The sequence below is a fragment of the Blastococcus aggregatus genome (genome assembly GCF_900221005.1).
Taxonomy (GTDB): domain Bacteria; phylum Actinomycetota; class Actinomycetes; order Mycobacteriales; family Geodermatophilaceae; genus Blastococcus; species Blastococcus aggregatus.
Genome location: NZ_OBQI01000002.1, coordinates 318325 through 336886 on the forward strand (window position 1 = coordinate 318325; position 18562 = coordinate 336886).

Below are 18562 nucleotides of genomic sequence, written 5' to 3' on the forward strand. Positions count from 1 at the left end.
CCGCTCGCGCGGGGTCACTCCAGGTCGAAGGAGTCCTCGTCGTAGCCGCTCTCGTCGGGGGCGAAGTCGTCGGGGGCGAAGTCGTCGGGGGAATCGTCCGCCCGCCGCCGGCGGACCAGCCAGGGCTGCAGGTGGTCGTACCCGCGCACCGACACCCGCCGCAACGGGCGCACCCGGTACTCGGGCAGGTCGCGGATCCGCTGGGCGAGCTCCCGGTCGACGAGGAAGGTGCCGGGCCGCGCGATCGAGGTGAGCCGGCTGGCGAGGTTCACCACCGGCGAGTAGATGTCGCCGAGCCGGGTGAGCACCGCTCCGTAGGCGGCGCCGACCCGGAGCAGGGGGCGCTCGGGCGCGGTCCACGCGTCCGGCAGCGCCAGGCCGATCCCGGCGGCGTCCGCCGGGGAGGCCGCGGTGAACAGCACGCCGTCGCCGACGGTCTTCACCACCCGGCCGTGGTGGCGGGCGATGACCTCCGCGGCGATGCTCTCGAAGTCCTCGACCATCGCCCCGAGCTCCCGCCCGCCCATCCCCCGGCTGCGCGAGGTGTAGCCGACGAGATCGGCGAAGCCCACGGTCAGCTCCCGGCGGTCGCCCTGGCCCACGGCGGTGGCCAGCCGTCCGGCGTTGGCCGCCAGGTGCCGGCGCCACACGTAGTCCTGCACCTGGCGGAGCTTGGGCAGCAGCGCCCGGGCGGCCTCGACGGCGTCGTCCGGGGAGACCGCCCGCCCGCCGGGACCGGCGCTGCGGGCCAGGGAGTCGGCGAGCATGTCGGTCTGCCAGTCGGCCAGCCGGGACAGCGACTGCCCCATCGCCCGCGCGATCGAGGCCTCCGTCGCGGGGTCGACGAAGCCGGAGTCGATCAGGGTGGTGAGCACCGCCAGCGCCTCGACGTCGGCGTCGGTGAAGGCGGGGTCGTCGTCGGCTGCGTCCGGGAAGCCCAGCGCCCGCCAGAGCCGCTGCGTCCGCTCCGGCGCGATCCCGGACATCGCGGCGACCTGCAGCCGGGTGTACCGGCGCGGACCGTCGAGCAGCAGCCGCTCCAGCGCGTCCCGGGCGTCGGTGCCGGGGGGCGGGCCGGGCTCGTCCATGACCAGCCCTGGCTCAGCCGGTGGTGTGGACGACGAGCACGTCGCACGTCGAGCGGCGGGTGGCGTCGGCCGGCACCGAGCCGAGCAGCCGGCCCTTGATCCCGTTCAGGCCGCGGTTGCCGACGACGAGCAGGTCGGCGTCCTCGCGGCGGACGACGTCGAGCAGCGCCTCCACCGGCGAGCCCTGGACCGCGACGGTGCGCACGTCCTTCGCCCCGGCCGCCCCGGCCCGTTCGGCGGCGGTGCGCACGGTGTCCTCGGCCGGGTGCGAGCCGACGACCTGGTAGGCCTCGTCCCGCAGCACGTCCTGCGCGCGGGAGAGCTCGCGGTCGTCGGCCTCGGTCGGCAGGTAGGCGCAGGCGATCACCAGGGTCGCCCCGGTGGCACCGGCGATGGCACCCGCCCGTGCCACAGCTCGCAGGGACGACTCGGAACCGTCCGTGCCGACGACGACCGTGCGGTAGGCGCTCTCGCTCACGGCGCGCACTCTATGTGACCGTGTGCCGGGGGTCACCCGGAACCGGGGACTGCACTCGAGCGGGAGGGGACGACGCCGCGTGCCCGCGACGAGCACCGACGGGCCCGACGCGCGGCTGCGGCGCGCCCGGACAGCGGTCGGTGCCTGCTTCTTCGTCAACGCCGTCCTCTACGCGAACCTGGTCCCCCGCCTCCCGGAGCTCAAGGCGGAGCTCGGTCTCAGCAACACGGCGCTCGGTACCGCGCTCGCCGCCCAGCCGCTGGGCGCGCTGCTCGCCGGGCTGACCGTCGCGCCGCTGATCTCCCGCCTCGGTTCGGCGCGCGTGGCCGGCGTCGGGCTTCCGGTCCTGGCGGCGGCGATCTGGACGGCGGCGGCAGCTCCGCAGTGGGGCGTGCTCGCCGGCGCCCTGCTGGTGGCCGGCGCGGTGGACGCCGCCGTCGACGTCGCCCAGAACGCGCAGGGCTTGCGCGTCCAGCGGCGCTACGGCCGCTCGATCATCAACGCCTTCCACGGCACCTGGAGCGTCGGCTCGCTCGCCGGCGGGCTGGTCGGGGCGGCCGCTGCCGGCCTCGGCGTCCCGCTGTCCCTCCACCTCGGGGTGGTGGCCGTGCTGTTCGGCGCCCCCGCGCTGCTCGGTGCCCGCCTGCTGCTCCCCGGCTCCGACGACGGCCCGGGGGCGACCCCCTCCCCCGGCGCGACACGGCGTCCCCGCGCGCGAGCGCGGGCCGGCGTCGGCCTCGCGGCGCTCGGCGCCCTGGCGGCCTGCGCCGTCGTCGTGGAGGACGCGGGCAGCTCCTGGAGCGCCCTCTACCTGCGCGTCGAGCTGGACGCCGCACCGGCCGTGGCGGGGCTCGGCTTCGTCGCCCTCTCGCTGGCCATGACCCTCGGCCGGTTCACCGGCGACCGCGCCGTCGACCGCTTCGGCCGGCGCCGGGTCGTGCAGGCCGGAGGGCTCCTGTCGGCCGTCGGGCTCGGTGCGGCGCTGGCGCTGCCGTCGGTGCCCGCCACGCTGGCCGGCTTCGCGCTGGCCGGGCTGGGCGTGGCCACGCTCGTGCCGGCGGCGTACTCGGCGGCCGACGAGCTGCCCGGGCTGCGGCCGGGTCTGGGCCTCGCGCTGGTGAACGTGCTGCTGCGCATCGGCTCCCTCGTCGTCCCGCCGCTCATCGGCGTCGTCGCCGACGCGACGAGCCTGCGCGTCGCGCTGCTGGCCGTCGTCGTGGCGGGGCTGGGCACGGCGCTGCTCGCCCGGTCGCTGCCCCGCCCGGCGGTCGACGCACCTCGGCGGCACGCCACCGGGCCGGGATAGTCCTGGTCGCAGGCGTCCGGTGCGATTGGATGGGGTGCCTTCCCCGACGACGAGGAGTACGCCATCAGCACCGGATCACCCGTCGCCACCGGCCCCGTACGGGTCGACGTGCGCGGACTGACCAAGTCGTTCGGCGCCGTCCGCGCCGTGACCGATCTGGGGTTCACGGTCGAACCGGGGTCCGTGACCGGCTTCCTCGGCCCCAACGGCGCCGGCAAGACCACCACCCTGCGCATGGTGCTCGGGCTCATCACCCCCGACTCGGGGACGGCCACCTTCGACGGCGTCCCCTACGCGGCGCTGCCGGACCCGATCCGCACCGTGGGCGCGGTGCTGGAGACCGCTTTCCACCCGGCCCGCTCCGGCCGCAACCACCTGCGGGTGTACTGCCGCGCCGCCGGGCTGCCGGTGGAGCGCGCCGACGAGGTGCTGCTCCAGGTCGGCCTCGCCGACGCCGGCGGCCGCCGCGCCGGCAGCTACTCCCTCGGCATGCGGCAGCGGCTGGCGCTGGCCACCGCCCTGCTCGGTGATCCGGGCGTGCTCGTGCTCGACGAGCCGGCCAACGGCCTGGACCCCGAGGGCATCCAGTGGCTGCGCGGCTTCCTGCGCCACCTCGCGCACGACCAGGGACGCACGGTCCTGGTGTCCAGCCATCTGCTCTCCGAGGTCGAGCAGACCGTCGACCGCGTCGTCATCGTGGGCGCCGGACGGCTGGTGCGCGAGGGGTCGATGGCCGACCTGCGCGCCGGCGCCGACGGCGCCGGCACCGTCCTGGTCCGGAGCCCGGAGGTGGCCCGGCTGGCCGAGCTGCTGCGGGCCGACGGCGTGCCGCTCACCCTCGACGGCGCGGCGCTGACCGTCACCGGCCGGACCACCGACGAGATCGGCGCACGCGCCTTCGCCGCGGGGGTGGAGCTGCACGAGCTGCGCTCGCACACCAGCGGCCTCGAGGAGATCTACTTCCAGCTCACCGCGGGGCAGGGCCAGTTCGCCGCCCCCTCCCCCGGCACCACCGACCCCGAAGGGGCTTCCCGATGACCCGGCTCGTCCGCGCCGAGTGGACCAAGCTGTTCACCACCCGCGTCTGGATCGGCATGTTGGCGGCAGGCGTCCTGCTCACCGCCGGGTTCGCGGTGCTGATGACCGCCTTCGCCGGCAACGCCGACAGCGGGATCGCTCCCGTCGGCACGGCGGAGTTCGAGCAGACGGCCCTCGCCCAGGCCTCGGGCGCCACCATCCTCACGCTGATCCTCGGGATCATCGGGGCGACGCAGGAGTACCGGCACCGCACGGCGACGCCGACCTTCCTCACCACCCCCCGCCGCGGCTCGGTCATCGTCGCCAAGCTGATCGCCTACGCGCTCGCCGCGGTGCCCTTCGCCGTCGTCGTGGTCGCGGTCAACTACCTCGTCGTCGCGGTGTACGCCGGTGCGCGCGGCGCTGCTCCCTCGCTGACCGGGGACAACCTCGAGGTGATGACCACCTCCGGGCTCGCGCTGGTGATCTACGCCGTGATCGGAGTGGGTCTGGGCGCCCTGATGCGCAACCAGGTCGGCGCCATCGTGGCCGCCCTGGTCTACCTGTTCGTCGTGGAGGGCGTCATCCGGTCCATCCCGGCCACCTCCGGCGCCTACAAGTGGCTGCCGGGCGGCGGCCTGGAGGCCATGACCGCGACGTTCGACGGGCCCGACCTCCTGGGCGCCTGGCAGGGCGGCCTGCTCCTGATCGGCTACGGACTCCTGGCGGCGCTGCTCGGCACCCTCCTGGCGGTCCGGCGCGACATCGTCTGACCCGCCCGGCGGCTCCGGCGGGCGCCCGACGCGGCCGCCGTCACACCCGGTCGCCTCACCCGCACGGGCGTAGACTGCCCGTTCAGCCGTTCATGCCCCGAAGACGCAGCCCAGAGACGAAGAAGGCACTCGACCCCGTGTCAAGCGAGAACTCAACCCGGCCCTCCGCCCAGTCCCCGGTGACGGGCTTCGGTACCAACGAGTGGCTGGTCGAGGAGATGTACCAGCAGTACCAGTCCGACCCGTCGAGCGTGGACCAGGCCTGGCACGAGTTCTTCGCCGACTACCGGCCGGGCAGCCCGGTCGACGGCGGCGTCCGCGAGAGCGCCCCGGCGCCCGCCGCGGCTGCGCCCGCACCGGCCGCGAAGGCACCGCAGGCGGCTCCTCCCGCCGCCCCCACGCCGTCCCGGCCGGAGCCGAAGTCCGAGGGGACCGTCGTCGCGCGCGCCGCGGACCGGGCCGACCAGCAGCAGCCGGCCGCCCCCGCCCCGAAGCCGGCGAAGCCGTCCACCCCCGCACCGGCGACGGGCGCGAAGCAGTCGCCGCTGCGCGGCGCTGCCGCGGCGGTCGTGAAGAACATGAACGCCTCGCTGACCGTGCCGACGGCCACGAGCGTGCGCGCGGTGCCGGCCAAGCTCCTGGCCGACAACCGCATCGTCATCAACAACCACCTCAAGCGGGCGCGCGGCGGCAAGATCTCCTTCACGCACCTCATCGGCTACGCGCTGGTCCGGGCGCTGGACGACTTCCCGAACATGAACAGCGCGTTCGCCGAGGTCGACGGCAAGCCGGTCCACGTCCAGCCCGAGCACGTCAACTTCGGCCTGGCCATCGACCTGCCGAAGCCCGACGGCTCGCGGTCGCTGGTCGTCGCCTCGATCAAGGCCGCCGAGGAGATGGACTTCGCCGGCTTCTGGGCCGCCTACGAGGACATCATCCGCCGGGCGCGCGCCAACAAGCTGACGATGGAGGACTTCTCCGGCACCACGATCAGCCTGACCAACCCCGGCACCCTCGGCACCAACCACTCGGTGCCGCGGCTGACCGCGGGCCAGGGCGCGATCCTCGGCGTCGGTGCGATGGAGTACCCGGCCGAGTTCCAGGGGATGAGCCCCGAGGCGCTCACCGAGCTCGGCATTTCCAAGATCATCACGCTCACCTCGACCTACGACCACCGCGTCATCCAGGGCGCGGAGTCCGGCGACTTCCTGCGTCGACTGCATGCGCTGCTCCTGGGCGAGGACGGCTTCTACGACGACGTCTTCCGCTCGCTGCGGATCCCCTACGAGCCGGTGCGCTGGATGCCGGACGCGCGGGTGAGCACCGAGGGGCAGATCGACAAGGAAGCCCGGGTCATCGAGGTCATCGAGTCCTACCGGCGCAACGGCCACCTCATGGCCGACACCGACCCGCTCGAGTTCAAGGTCCGCACCCACCCCGACCTCGACATCCGCGAGCACGGCCTGACCCTGTGGGACCTCGACCGCAAGTTCCCGGTCGGCGGGTTCGCCGGCGAGCGGATGATGGCGCTGCGGGACATCCTCGGCGTGCTGCGCAACTCCTACTGCCGCACGGTCGGCGTGGAGTACATGCACATCACCGACCCCGAGGAGCGCGAGTGGCTCCAGGAGCGGGTCGAGGTCGCGCACGAGCAGCCCGACCGCGAGAAGCAGAAGCACGTGCTCGGCCGGCTCAACGCCGCCGAGGCGTTCGAGACCTTCCTGCAGACCAAGTACGTCGGCCAGAAGCGCTTCAGCCTCGAGGGCGGTGAGTCGCTGATCCCGGTCCTCGACGAGGTCCTGATCGCCGGCACCGACCACGGCCTGGACGAGGTCGCGATCGGCATGCCGCACCGCGGCCGGCTCAACGTGCTGGCCAACGTCCTCGGCAAGAGCTACGCCAAGATCTTCGGCGAGTTCGAGGGCAACATCGACCCCGGCACGGTCCAGGGCTCCGGCGACGTGAAGTACCACCTCGGCGCCGAGGGCACCTTCAAGAACCCGTTCAAGGACGGCGCCGAGATCTCCGTCTCGCTGGCCAGCAACCCCAGCCACCTGGAGACGGTCAACCCCGTGCTCGAGGGCGTCGTGCGCGCCAAGCAGGACATGATCGACAAGGGCGACCACGGCTTCACCGTGCTGCCGGTCCTGCTGCACGGTGACTCTGCGTTCGCGGGCCAGGGCGTGGTCCAGGAGACGCTGAACCTCTCCCAGTTGCGCGGCTACCGCACCGGCGGCACCGTGCACGTCGTCGTCAACAACCAGGTCGGCTTCACCACCAGTCCGGCGTCGGCCCGGTCGAGCCTCTACTCGACCGACGTCGCGCGGATGATCGGCGCTCCGGTCTTCCACGTGAACGGCGACGACCCCGAGGCCTGCGTGCGGGTGGCCCGGCTGGCCGTGGACTACCGCCAGACGTTCAAGAAGGACGTCGTCATCGACCTGGTCTGCTACCGCCGCCGCGGGCACAACGAGGGCGACGACCCCTCGATGACCCAGCCGCTGATGTACGACATCATCGATCGCAAGCGCTCCGTCCGGAAGCTCTACACCGAGGCGCTGGTCGGCCGGGGCGACATCACGCTCGAGGAGGCCGAGGAGGCCCTCAAGGACTACCGCGGACAGCTCGAGCGGGCCTTCGCCGAGACGCACGACTCGAAGGACTCCTCCGGCCCCGAGCCGGTCATGGACCCGCGCACCGCGCACGAGTCGCAGCTCCCCACCGCGATCACCCCCGAGGTGCTCAAGGCGATCGGCGACGCCCACGTATCCTTCCCGCCGGACTTCACCCCGCACCCCAAGCTCAAGAAGATGCTCGAGCGGCGGGCGGCGATGGTGACCGAGGGCGGCGTCGACTGGGCGATGGGCGAGCTGCTGGCCTTCGGGTCGCTGCTCATGCAGGGCGTGCCCGTCCGGCTGGCCGGGCAGGACTCGCGCCGCGGCACGTTCGTGCAGCGGCACTCGGTCCTCATCGACCGGGAGACCGCCGCGGAGTACACGCCGCTGGCCAACCTCTCCGACGACCAGGCCAAGTTCTTCGTCTACGACTCGCTCCTGAGCGAGTACGCCGCACTCGGCTTCGAGTACGGCTACTCGGTGGCCGACCCGAAGGCCCTGGTGCTGTGGGAGGCGCAGTTCGGCGACTTCGTCGACGGCGCCCAGATGGTGATCGACGAGTTCATCAGCTCCGGCGAGGCGAAGTGGGGCCAGCGCTCCGGCGTCGTCATGCTCCTGCCGCACGGCCTGGAGGGCCAGGGCCCGGACCACTCCAGCGGTCGCATCGAGCGGTTCCTGCAGCTGTCGGCGGAGAACAACATGACCGTCGCCAACTGCACGACGCCCGGCAACTACTTCCACCTGCTCCGCCGTCAGGCGCTCTCGGACGTGCACCGGCCGCTGGTGGTGTTCACCCCGAAGTCGCTGCTGCGGGCCAAGGTGGCGGTCAGCCCGGTCTCCGACTTCACCGACCAGGGCTTCCGGCCCGTCCTGCCCGACCCGGGCGTGGGCGGCAAGGCGCTGGACGGCTCGGCCGTGCGCCGGGTGCTGCTGTGCAGCGGCAAGGTCGCCTACGACCTGATGGCCCAGCGGGAGTCCGAGGGCTCCGCGGACGTGGCCGTCGTCCGGGTCGAGCAGCTCTACCCGCTGCCTGCCGGGCAGATCGCCGAGGCGCTCGAGCAGTACCCGAACGCCGAGGACGTGGTGTGGGTGCAGGAGGAGCCGGCCAACATGGGCGCCTGGCAGTTCATGGCCGTGAACCTCCCCGAGCACCTGCCCTCGGGCCGGACGTTCCGGCGGGTCAGCCGGCGCGCGTCGGCCAGCCCGGCGGTCGGCTCGGCGAAGGTGCACGACGTCGAGCAGCGTCAGCTGGTCGCCGAGGCCCTCGCGAAGTAGCCGACCGTGTACTTCACCGACCGGGGGCTCGAGGAGCTGGCACAGCGGCGGGGCGAGGAGGAGGTCACCCTCGCCTGGCTGGCCGACCAGCTCCAGGCGTTCGTCGACCAGCACCCCGACTTCGAGGTGCCCGTCGAGCGGCTGGCCACCTGGCTGGCCCGCGGCGGCGCGGACCCCGACGCCGAGGACGACTGAGGTAGCACCGCCGCCGGGCGCGCCTCCGTCACAGGTCGCGTTCGGCGAAGCACGCTGGGTGGATGCTCGGTCACTCCCACGCGCTCTCCGGCCTGGCGGCGGGTGCCGCGACGCTGCCGTGGGCTCCGGTCCACGGCACCGTCGCGCAGATGTCCTGGATCGCCGCGGCGGGCGGCTTCGCGATGCTCCCCGACCTCGACCACCGCGGGTCGACCGTCTCGGACATGTGGGGCCCGGTCACCGACGTCCCCTCCGGGCTCGTCGGCAACGTCACCGGCGGGCACCGCTGGGGCACGCACGACGCCGTGCTGGCGCCGCTGGCCCTCGGCGGGCTGGCGATCCTGGCGGCGGACGCCTACTGGTCGAGCCTGCTGCTCATGGCGCTGGCCATCGGCCTGGCCCTGCGCGCGCTGCACTTCGTCATCCCAGGCACCACCGAGACGACGATCGTGGGCAACATCGTCCTGTCCTGGGCGGGCGCCTGGTGGCTGCTGGAGCACAGCCCCGCACCTACCTGGCTGCCCTGGGCGGTGGCCCTCGGGGTGCTCACCCACATCGCCGGCGACGCCCTCACCACGGCCGGGGTCCCCTTCCCGGTGCTCTGGCTGCTCCGGCGCACCCGGATCGCGTTCTCGCCGATGCGCACCGGCACCGTGTTCGAGAAGGTCGTGCTCGTGCCGCTGTTCCTGGCGGCCACGGTGGCGTTCATCTGGATCAACACCGACATCCGGGACACCTTCGACCCGATCGTCGACCGGTTCGTCAGCGCCGGCTGAGCGCCGGCCGCGTCAGACCGTGACGTGCTGCTCCCGGGCGCAGGCGGCAACGGCCTCGGCGACGGCGGTCGCCACCCGGCGGTCCAGGGGGCTCGGCACGATGTAGTCCGGCCGCAGGTCGTCCCCGACGACGTCGGCGATCGCGCCGGCGGCGGCCAGCTTCATCTCCTCGGTGATGCTGGTGGCCCCGGCGTCGATGGCCCCGCGGAAGACACCGGGGAACGCGAGCACGTTGTTGATCTGGTTCGGCAGGTCGCTGCGCCCGGTGGCGACGACGGCGGCGTGCCGGGCGGCCATCGTCGGGTCCACCTCCGGGATCGGGTTGGCCAGGGAGAAGACGATCGAGTCGTCGGCCATGTCCGAGATCGCCGACTCCGGCACCGTGCCACCGGAGAGCCCCAGGTAGACGTCGGCGCCCGCGAGCGCGTCGGCCATCGTCCCGGCGTGACCGGACTGGTTGGTGTGCTCGACCAGCCACTGCTTGCTCGCGGTCAGGTCGCTCCGGCCGGCGTGCAGCACGCCGCGGGAGTCCGCCACCACGAGCTCCCCGACGCCCGCCTCGAGCAGGATCTTCGTGCAGGCCACGCCCGCGGCCCCCGCACCGGAGACGACCACCCGCAGGTCACCCGGCGTCCGCCCGGTCACCCTCGCCGCGTTGCGCAGCGCGGCGAGCACGACGATCGCCGTCCCGTGCTGGTCGTCGTGCATGACCGGGATGGACAGCCGCTCGCGGAGCCGCGCCTCGATCTCGAAGCACCGGGGCGCACTGATGTCCTCGAGGTTGATGCCGCCGAAGGAGGGGGCGATCGCGACGACGGTCTCGACGATCGCGTCCACGTCGGTGGTCGACAGCACGATCGGCACCGCGTCGAGGCCGGCGAACTCGGCGAACAGGCAGGCCTTGCCCTCCATGACCGGCAGGGCGGCCTTGGGGCCGATGTTCCCCAGCCCCAGGACGGCGGTGCCGTCGGAGACGACCGCGACCACCCGGGATGCCCAGGTGAAGCGGCGGGCGAGCTCCGGCTCGGCGGCGATGGCGCTGGAGACCCGCGCGACGCCGGGCGTGTAGGTCAGCGAGAGGTCGGCGATCGACTCGATCCGGCGGGTCGGCACCACGGAGAGCTTGCCGCCCTCGTGCACCGCGAACGCCGGGTCGTCGGCGAAGCGGTCGGTCCGGTCGTCGTGCCCACGCCCATTGCCGCTCATGGGTGCAGAAGCGTAACGGGGGCCGCAGGAGCTCTCTTCGCTACCGTGCCCTCCGTGGAGACCCGCGAACTCGCCGTGCCCGACAGCTTCGCCTTCGACCTGGTCCCCCACGGGGACGAGCGCGGCAGTTTCACCGAGTGGTACCGCGCCGACGTCCTGTCCCAGACAGTGGGACACCCGCTGACCCTGGCGCAGGCCAACCACAGCGTCTCCGCGCGGGGCGTGCTGCGCGGCGTCCACTTCGCCCTGGTCCCGCCGGGGCAGGCCAAGTACGTGTACTGCCCGGCCGGGCGGGTGCTCGACGTCGTCGTCGACGTGCGGGTCGGTTCGCCCACGTTCGGGGTGCACGACGCAGTGGTCCTCGACAGCGCACAGCCGCGCGCCGTCTACCTCGCCGAGGGCCTCGGGCACGCGTTCGTCTCCCTGGCCGACGGGAGCTCGCTCACCTACCTGGTGTCCAGCGGCTACGACCCCACGCGGGAGTTCGGCATCCATCCGCTGGACCCGGCGCTGGGCCTGCCCTGGCCGGCCGACCTCGAGTTCGAGCTGTCCGCGAAGGACCGCGCGGCACCCACGCTCGCGGAGGCGCAGGCGCAGGGCCTGCTGCCCACCTACGCCGAGAGCACCGCCCGCTACGCCGCGCTGCGCGGCGCCTGACTCACCCGCCCGGGGGCGCCGGCGGCAGCCGGCCCGGTCGCGGCCACAGCCGGGCCACCACGCGGCCCACGACCACCGCGGGGCCGAACGCCCGGCTGTCGTCGGTGACGAACGGGTTGTCGCCCTGCACCCAGTGGCCGCCCTCGACGGCGTGGTGCACCCGCTTCACGACCAGCAGCCCCGGCCGGGCGGGGAACCGGGCGACGACGACGTCCCCCGACCGGACCCGCGCCGGATCCCGCACCCACCGGGCCAGCACCTGATCGCCGTCGCGCAGGGTCGGCGACATGGACGGTCCGCGCACCCGGATCCGTGTCCACACCGCGTCCAGGGCCTGAACCCCCAGGTCGTCCCCGCTGTCGCCCGTCGTCACCCGGAGTAGGGTCGCAGACGAACCGACCCACGACACCGGAGGCAATTCCATGCGCCTGTTCCGCATGTTCTCCGCCGTGGAGGCCACCGCGCACTGCGACCTCCCCTGCGGCGTCTACGACCCGGCCCAGGCCCGCATCGAGGCGGAGTCCGTCAAGGCCATCCAGGAGAAGTTCCAGGGCAGCGACGACGAGGTCTTCAAGATGCGCTGCGTGCTCATCAAGGAGCAGCGCGCCGAGCTCGTCAAGCACCACCTGTGGGTGCTGTGGACCGACTACTTCAAGGCCCCGCACTTCGAGAAGTACCCGCACCTGCACGACCTGTTCAACAAGGCGACCAAGCAGGCCGGCGCCGCGGGCGGCAAGGGCAGCATGGACCCGGCCGAGGGCCAGAAGCTGCTCGACTACATCGCCGAGATCGACAAGATCTTCTGGGAGACCAAGGCTGCCTGACGCGGTCCACCTCCACCTGACGCTCGCGCCGCTTACGCCGTAAGCTCGCCGCGAAGACACCGCTGCCGGGCCGCCCTCGCGGGTGGCCCGGCAGTCGTCTGTCCTCCGCCCCTCGGCGCAATCGCGCGTGCGCCTAGGGTCTGCCCATGCGCGGGTCGGAGGACATGGTGATCGACGTCGGCGCACTGCTGCAGAAGGTGGAGGCGGCGCCCCCGATCGAGGCCGTCGAGGTGGTCGCGGCCGAGCTCGGCGCCATGGTGGGCGCCCGCACGGTCGCCCTGCTCATCACCGACTTCACCGGCCGGGCCGTGGTCCGCCTCACCTCCGCCGACCCGGTCTCCGGAGCCCGCAGCCACGGCGTCGAGCAGGCCGAGACGCTCCCGCTGGAAGGCACCCGGTACGAGCAGGTGCTGCGCACGCAGCGCGCCGACGTCGAGGTGGTGGACGACGGCGCCCGCATGATCGTCCCGGTCACCGACCGCGGGGACGCCATCGGCCTGCTGGAGATGGAGCTGCCGAAGATCCCGTCGGAGGCGGAGGTCGTCGACATCTGCGGCGCCGGCCACGCCCTCGCGTACGTGGTCATCGCCGCCCGCCGGTACACCGACGTCTTCGAGTGGGGGCAGCGCTCGGCGCCCTTCGCCCTCGCAGCGGAGATCCAGCGCCGCCTGCTGCCGGCCTCCTACACCTGCGAGGCCGGCCAGTTCACCCTCGCCGGCTGGCTGGAGCCGGCCAGCGCCGTCGGCGGCGACACGTTCGACTACACGCTCGAGCGCAACCGGCTGCAGATCTCGATCACCGACGCCGTCGGCCACCAGGTGGAGGCCGCGCTGCTGGCCACCCTGCTGGTGGGCAGCCTGCGCAACGGCCGCCGGCGGGGGCTGGACATCGGCGCCCAGGCCGCCTACGCCAACGACGCGCTGGCCGAGAACTCCCCGCCGGGCCGGTTCGTGACCGGTCAGCTGATGGACATCGACCTCCGCACGGGCACCGCGCTGGTCGTCAACGCCGGGCACACCCTCCCGCTGCGGCTGCGCGACGGGGCGGTCGAGGAGGTCGACCTCCGGGTCGAGGCGCCGTTCGGTGTCCTCCCGGGCAAGACCTTCGAGGTGCAGCCGTTCCCGCTCGAGCCCGGGGACCGGATCGTCTTCCTGACCGACGGCATGCTGGAGCGCAACGCCGCGGCCTTCGACGTGGCGGCCGCGCTGGCCCACAGCGCCGCCCTCCATCCCCGCGAGGTGGTGCAGGACCTCGGGGCGGCTGTGCTCCGGGCCACGGGAAACGACCTGCGCGACGACGCCACGATGGTCTGCCTCGACTGGTACGGCGGGCCGCCCCGCGAGCGCCGCACCGAGTACGGCGCCGACCCCGCGCGGGCCTCGGCGCCCGGATCCGCAGCGCGCACGGACTGACCCGGTGCGCGGCCGGTACCGTTCAGCCACGATGCGCATCGACCGGGCCGGGTGGCCTTTCCTCACCGGACCGCTGATCCCCGCCGCCGCTCTCGCGGCCCTGGGACGCCGCACCGGACGACGGGGCCTCCGTGCGGCCGCCTGGCCGCTGCTGGGGCTGTCCGCCTACATGGCGCTGTTCTTCCGCGACCCCGACCGGCGGTGCGACCACGAGCCCGCCGGGCCGGACGAGGTGCTCTCCCCCGCCGACGGCGTCGTGATGGTCGCCGGCGAGCCGCAGGAGGGCGTGGCCCCGGAGGGAGCCTGGCAGCAGGTCAGCGTCTTCCTCTCCGTCGTCGACGTGCACGTCAACCGGTCGCCCTACCGCGGCGAGGTCGTCGAGAGCTCCTACCGCCCGGGCAGCTTCCTGGCCGCCTACCGGCGCGAGTCGGCGCACCGCAACGAGCGCAGCGAGCTCTGGCTGCGCGACGGCGAGCGCACCGTGGTCTTCCGGCAGATCGTCGGCGTCCTGGCCCGCCGGATCGTGACCCGCACCGGGGTCGGCCGGCAGCTGGCCACCGGCGAGCGCATGGGCCTGATGAAGTTCGGCTCGCGGATGGACGTCTTCGTTCCCCCCGAGTGCGAGCTCACCGTGACGAAGGGCCAGCGCGTGCGGGGCGGCGAGACCGTCATCGCGCGCTGGCCCGCCTCCCGCTGAGGCCACCGGTGCCGACGCGGCGCACCGCCACCGTCGAGTTCGTCCGGGGCTCGGTCAAGGGATCCCGCCGACGCGCGCTGGCGACCCTCCCCAGCCTGTTCACCCTGGCCAACATGGGCTGCGGCTTCGGGGCGATCCTCGTCTCGATCCGCGGCGAGCACGGGCTGGCCGCCGTCCTCATCGGCCTGTCGGTGCTCTTCGACATCCTGGACGGCGCGGTGGCCCGGAAGGTCGGCGCCGTCACCCCGTTCGGCCTGCAGTTCGACTCGCTGGCCGACCTGGTCTCCTTCGGCCTGGCTCCCGCACTCGTGGCCTTCACGCTGTTCTCGGAGGGCCGGGACGAGTGGGACGTGCTGGGCTGGGTGGCCTGCTTCCTGTGGGTGGCGTGCGCCGCGATCCGGCTGGCCCGGTTCAACGTCACCATCGACCCGACCGCCGACAAGCGGTACTTCATCGGCATGCCCAGCCCCGGCGCGGCAGGGGTCGTGCTGGCGTCGGTGTTCGCGTTCGGGGACCAGATGCAGGGCCGGGACCGGCTCTGGGTGCTGCTGGTCATGGCCGTGCCGGCGCTGCTGATGGTCAGCAACGTCCGGTACCGGTCCTTCCGTTCCCTGGTCAGCCCGCGCAGCGGCCGGCCCTACGGCCCGATCGCGGTCGCGGTGCTGCTCGTCGTCGCCTTCGCGTGGACCCCCGTCGTCACCGGGATCGTCCTGGCCTACGGCTACCTCTTCGCGCCGGTCCTCGTGCCGGCGCTGTCCCCGCTGGCCCGGCTCGTGCCGGCCGCCCTGAAGGAGGCGCTGTCATGAGCGTGCGGCCGATCCGTCCCGACGACGTCCCCGCGGCGGTGGGGCTGGTGCGCGAGCTCGCCGACTACGAGCGCGCCCTGTCCGAGGTGCGCCTCACCGAGGAGCAGCTCACCGCCTGCCTGTTCGGCGAGGCGCCCGCGCTCTTCGGCCACGTCGCCGAGGACGACGACGGCCGGGGTCGTCGGCGTCGCGCTGTGGTTCCTCAACTTCTCCACCTGGCGGGGCACCCACGGCATCTACCTCGAGGACCTCTACGTGCAGCCCGGGCACCGGGGACGGGGGTTCGGCCGCGAGCTGCTCCGCACCCTGGCCGCGGTCTGCGTGCAGCGCGGCTACTCGCGCCTGGAGTGGTCGGTGCTGGACTGGAACACCCCGTCGATCGAGTTCTACCGGGCGGCCGGCGCCACCCCGATGGACGACTGGACGGTCTTCCGGCTGACCGACGACGCCCTGGCGACCTTCGCCCGCCCGCGGTAGGTGCCGCTCCGCGGGCCGGGCGGCTCCCCCCGGCATAGCGTTGCCGGCGTGACCACCGAGCGCGTGCCCGCGGAGTGCTGGCTGACCGACATGGACGGCGTCCTGGTCCACGAGGAGAAGGCGCTGCCCGGCGCGGCCGAGTTCCTGGAACGGCTCGTCGACCGCGGCCGCCGCTTCCTCGTCCTGACCAACAACTCGATCTTCACCCCGCGCGACCTCGCCGCCCGCCTGGCCCGCACCGGGCTGCACGTCCCGGAGGAGTCGCTCTGGACCTCCGCGCTGGCCACCGCGGACTTCCTGCACACCCAGCTCCCCGGCGGGTCCGCCTACGTCATCGGTGAGGCCGGCCTGACCACCGCCCTGCACGAGGTCGGCTACGTCATGACCGACACCGATCCCGACTACGTCGTCCTCGGCGAGACGCGCACGTACTCGTTCGAGGCGATCACGCGGGCGATCCGCCTCGTCGGCCGCGGGGCACGCTTCATCGCCACCAACCCGGACGTGACCGGACCCTCGCCGGAGGGCCCGCTGCCGGCCACCGGGTCGGTCGCGGCGATGATCACCCGCGCCACCGGGGCCGAGCCCTACTTCGTCGGCAAGCCGAACCCGATGATGTTCCGCAGCGCGATGAACCGGATCGAGGCCCACTCGGAGTCCACGGTCATGGTGGGCGACCGCATGGACACCGACGTCGTCGCCGGCATCGAGGCCGGGCTGGACACGATCCTGGTGCTCTCGGGGTCCACCGCGGCCGCCGACGTCGCCCGGTTCCCGTTCCGTCCCGGCCGGATCCTCGACTCGATCGCCGACGTCATCGACCTGGTCTGATCAGCGGTCGAGGTAGGCCAGCCGGGCCTCGGGCGTCATGAGCAGGTAGAGCACCGCGGCGACCAGCGCCAGCACGGGGACGCCGATGTCCGGGCGGCCGGCCTGGAACGCCGCGACGATGCCCGAGGCGCCGAAGAAGACCTGCAGGGCGATCACCGGGCCGCGCGCCCAGCCCGCCAGCCGGCGCAGCCCGGCCGCCGCGGCGCCGAGGACGCCCGCGACGAGCCCGACGAGCACGACCTCGGCCAGCGCACGGGGCACGCTCTCCGGGTCGCCGGTGACGGTGAGCCACAGCAGCACGAGCGCCAGGACGACGAACCCGGCGGCCTCGACGGCGACCAGCGCGGCCGCCTGCCGCACGGATCGGGGCGCGACCGGGCGGGGTGCCTGCGGCCGGGCCGCGGGCGCGGGCGTGACCGCGCCGAAGAGTCGGTCGGCCAGCCGGCGCGGCTGCGGCGTCTGCTCGGTCACGCCCGCGAGATTACGCGGCGCCGCCGGCCGGTCCGCCCCGTTGCCGGGTGCACCTCCCACGCCGGCCCGGGGTCCGCAGTTAGCCTGGAGTTCATGCGCGCGCTCGTGGTGGTCAACCCGGCGGCGACGAGCACCACGGCCAAGATGCGCGACGTCCTCGTCGGCGCGCTCGCCAGCGAGCTCAAGGTCGACGTCGCCGAGACCACGCACCGCGGCCACGGCCGGCAGCTCGGCGCCCTCGCGGCGGCCGACGGCCTGGACCTCGTGGTCACCCTCGGCGGTGACGGCACGGTGAACGAGGTGGTCGACGGCCTGCTCGAGAACGGGCCCGGCGGGCATCTGCCCACGCTGGCCGTCGTGCCGGGTGGCTCCACGAACGTCTTCTCCCGCGCGCTGGGCCGGTCCCGGGACCCGGTGGAGGCCACCGCGGAGATCCTCGCCTCGGTGCGGGCCGGCCGGACCCGGACGGTCTCCCTGGGCACGGCCAGCGCCACCGGCACCGGCACCGAGGCCGGGTGGACGGCGCCCCGCTGGTTCGTCTTCGCGGCCGGGCTCGGGTTCGACGCCGAGGTGATCGCGCGGGTGGAGGCGCAGCGCGCCCGCGGACACCGGTCGACGGGGGCGTTGTACGTGCGGGAGGCGACCACGGCGTTCCTCCGGGGCCGGGAGCGGCGTCGCCCGGCGATGACCCTGCGGACTCCCGGTGAGGCCGCGGTCGAGGAGCTGTTCCTCTGCCTGGTGTCCAACGTCAGCCCGTGGACCTACCTGGGTGCGCGACCGGTGAACCCGTCCCCCGAGGCGTCGTTCGACACCGGCCTGGACGTCTTCGCGCTCGGTCGCACGGACCCTGTCGCGATGCTGCGCGTGCTGCGGCAGGCGCTCGCCGCCCAGCCGCGGCTCCGCGGCCGTGGGCTGTACCGCAGGCACGACCTGGCCGAGCTCGAGCTGACCGCCGACCGCCCTCAGGGATGGCAGGTCGACGGCGAGCACCTGGGCACGGCGACCGGCCTGCGCCTGCGGTCGGTGCCGTACGCGTTGCGCGTCGTCTCCTGACCTCGCGTCGCAGGAAAGGCCGGCGAATGCAAGGCCCCTCGCCCTGCCGAGTGGCGGGCCTATCACGACCGTGGTGAGCTTGCTCACGCGGGGGTCGGCGCTGGCCTGGTTTCGCTTGACAGGCGCTCCCCGCGTGAAAGCATCGCTGCAGGAACGCAACCTGCCGGTAACACACAGCAGGCAGTCGCTGCCGTCGAGGCGCTGGGAATCCCGGTGTCATCCCGGCCGCGTCGGCCCGGCCGCAGGCCGGACCGGGTTCAGCGACTGACGTAGAAACCGTAGACGACACCGAGGAGAACACCGCCATGGACTGGCGCCACCGCGCGCTCTGCCGGGACGAGGATCCGGAGCTGTTCTTCCCGATCGGGACGGCCGGCCCCGCCGTCGTCCAGATCGAACAGGCCAAGGCCGTGTGCCAGCGCTGCCCCGTCGTCCAGTCGTGTCTGGACTGGGCGCTGAGCTCTGGCCAGGACTCCGGCGTCTGGGGCGGTCTCTCCGAGGACGAGCGGCGGGCCCTCAAGCGCCGCCAGGCTCGCACCCGGGTCCGCACCGCCTGACCGCAGAGCACCATCCGGCCGCATCGCGGCCACACCGATCGCCTCGAG

20 protein-coding genes are annotated in these 18562 nt (G+C 73.6%); 15 read left to right on the forward strand and 5 right to left on the reverse strand.

What is annotated here, in order from left to right:
* Positions 1–14 precede the first annotated feature (14 nt).
* Positions 15–1088, reverse strand: coding sequence for an adenylate/guanylate cyclase domain-containing protein (locus tag CRP29_RS07225; RefSeq protein ID WP_097194387.1), 1074 nt, complete (start codon positions 1086–1088; stop codon positions 15–17).
* 13 nt (positions 1089–1101) lie between these two features.
* Entirely contained in the window at positions 1102–1566 is a 465-nt protein-coding gene (locus tag CRP29_RS07230) for a universal stress protein (protein WP_097194856.1), read from the reverse strand.
* A gap of 79 nt (positions 1567–1645) precedes the next feature.
* On the opposite strand from CRP29_RS07230, the gene CRP29_RS07235 reads away from it, so the two are divergent.
* The 6 genes from CRP29_RS07235 to CRP29_RS07260 all read left to right on the forward strand — a co-directional run bounded on the left by CRP29_RS07235 (position 1646) and on the right by CRP29_RS07260 (position 9523).
* Positions 1646–2872 (forward strand): MFS transporter, encoded by a 1227-nt coding sequence (locus tag CRP29_RS07235; RefSeq protein ID WP_097194388.1) that lies wholly within the window; start codon positions 1646–1648, stop codon positions 2870–2872.
* Between the two features lie 108 nt (positions 2873–2980).
* Complete coding sequence (locus CRP29_RS07240) at positions 2981–3910, forward strand: ATP-binding cassette domain-containing protein (protein ID WP_245852591.1); 930 nt, start codon at positions 2981–2983, stop codon at positions 3908–3910.
* On the forward strand, positions 3907–4662 hold the full coding sequence (locus tag CRP29_RS07245; RefSeq protein WP_097194390.1) for an ABC transporter permease: 756 nt from the start codon (positions 3907–3909) through the stop codon (positions 4660–4662). The genes CRP29_RS07240 and CRP29_RS07245 overlap by 4 nt, the downstream gene beginning before the upstream one ends.
* Positions 4663–4841: 179 nt before the next feature.
* The gene (locus CRP29_RS07250) at positions 4842–8552 is read left to right on the forward strand and encodes a multifunctional oxoglutarate decarboxylase/oxoglutarate dehydrogenase thiamine pyrophosphate-binding subunit/dihydrolipoyllysine-residue succinyltransferase subunit (protein ID WP_245852593.1); all 3711 of its coding nucleotides are present in this window, start codon (positions 4842–4844) and stop codon (positions 8550–8552) included.
* A 6-nt stretch (positions 8553–8558) separates the two neighbouring features.
* Positions 8559–8747, forward strand: coding sequence for a DUF6104 family protein (locus CRP29_RS07255; protein WP_097194392.1), 189 nt, complete (start codon positions 8559–8561; stop codon positions 8745–8747).
* Between the two features lie 62 nt (positions 8748–8809).
* On the forward strand, positions 8810–9523 hold the full coding sequence (locus CRP29_RS07260) for a metal-dependent hydrolase (protein WP_097194393.1): 714 nt from the start codon (positions 8810–8812) through the stop codon (positions 9521–9523).
* Between the two features lie 12 nt (positions 9524–9535).
* Here CRP29_RS07260 and CRP29_RS07265 read toward each other — a convergent pair whose 3' ends face one another.
* On the reverse strand, positions 9536–10729 hold the full coding sequence (locus CRP29_RS07265; protein ID WP_097194394.1) for an NAD(P)-dependent malic enzyme: 1194 nt from the start codon (positions 10727–10729) through the stop codon (positions 9536–9538).
* A 54-nt stretch (positions 10730–10783) separates the two neighbouring features.
* Here CRP29_RS07265 and CRP29_RS07270 point away from each other — a divergent pair, with 54 nt between their 5' ends.
* Positions 10784–11386: a dTDP-4-dehydrorhamnose 3,5-epimerase family protein gene (locus CRP29_RS07270; protein ID WP_097194395.1), complete on the forward strand. Its 603-nt coding sequence runs from the start codon at positions 10784–10786 to the stop codon at positions 11384–11386.
* 1 nt (position 11387) lies between these two features.
* Here CRP29_RS07270 and sodX read toward each other — a convergent pair whose 3' ends face one another.
* On the reverse strand, positions 11388–11759 hold the full coding sequence (gene sodX / locus CRP29_RS07275) for a nickel-type superoxide dismutase maturation protease (RefSeq protein ID WP_245852595.1): 372 nt from the start codon (positions 11757–11759) through the stop codon (positions 11388–11390).
* A 49-nt stretch (positions 11760–11808) separates the two neighbouring features.
* Here sodX and sodN point away from each other — a divergent pair, with 49 nt between their 5' ends.
* From sodN to CRP29_RS07305, 6 genes are all read left to right on the forward strand, one after another.
* The gene (sodN, locus tag CRP29_RS07280) at positions 11809–12210 is read left to right on the forward strand and encodes a superoxide dismutase, Ni (RefSeq protein ID WP_097194397.1); all 402 of its coding nucleotides are present in this window, start codon (positions 11809–11811) and stop codon (positions 12208–12210) included.
* Between the two features lie 146 nt (positions 12211–12356).
* The gene (locus CRP29_RS07285) at positions 12357–13622 is read left to right on the forward strand and encodes a PP2C family protein-serine/threonine phosphatase (RefSeq protein ID WP_097194398.1); all 1266 of its coding nucleotides are present in this window, start codon (positions 12357–12359) and stop codon (positions 13620–13622) included.
* Positions 13623–13653: 31 nt separating this feature from the next.
* A complete protein-coding gene (locus tag CRP29_RS07290; protein ID WP_097194857.1) occupies positions 13654–14319 on the forward strand; it encodes a phosphatidylserine decarboxylase in 666 nt (221 codons plus the stop codon).
* 8 nt (positions 14320–14327) lie between these two features.
* Complete coding sequence (gene pssA / locus CRP29_RS07295) at positions 14328–15125, forward strand: CDP-diacylglycerol--serine O-phosphatidyltransferase (RefSeq protein ID WP_097194399.1); 798 nt, start codon at positions 14328–14330, stop codon at positions 15123–15125.
* A 234-nt stretch (positions 15126–15359) separates the two neighbouring features.
* Entirely contained in the window at positions 15360–15602 is a 243-nt protein-coding gene (locus CRP29_RS23230) for a GNAT family N-acetyltransferase (protein WP_245852699.1), read from the forward strand.
* Positions 15603–15650: 48 nt separating this feature from the next.
* Positions 15651–16433, forward strand: coding sequence for an HAD-IIA family hydrolase (locus CRP29_RS07305; RefSeq protein ID WP_245852597.1), 783 nt, complete (start codon positions 15651–15653; stop codon positions 16431–16433).
* On the opposite strand, the gene CRP29_RS07310 is transcribed toward CRP29_RS07305, so the two are convergent.
* Complete coding sequence (locus tag CRP29_RS07310; protein WP_097194400.1) at positions 16434–16904, reverse strand: hypothetical protein; 471 nt, start codon at positions 16902–16904, stop codon at positions 16434–16436.
* A 93-nt stretch (positions 16905–16997) separates the two neighbouring features.
* On the opposite strand from CRP29_RS07310, the gene CRP29_RS07315 reads away from it, so the two are divergent.
* Positions 16998–17957, forward strand: a complete 960-nt coding sequence (locus CRP29_RS07315; protein WP_097194401.1) for a diacylglycerol/lipid kinase family protein — start codon at positions 16998–17000, stop codon at positions 17955–17957.
* Positions 17958–18262: 305 nt separating this feature from the next.
* Positions 18263–18514, forward strand: coding sequence for a WhiB family transcriptional regulator (locus CRP29_RS07320; RefSeq protein ID WP_091765497.1), 252 nt, complete (start codon positions 18263–18265; stop codon positions 18512–18514).
* The last annotated feature ends 48 nt before the right edge of the window (positions 18515–18562 follow it).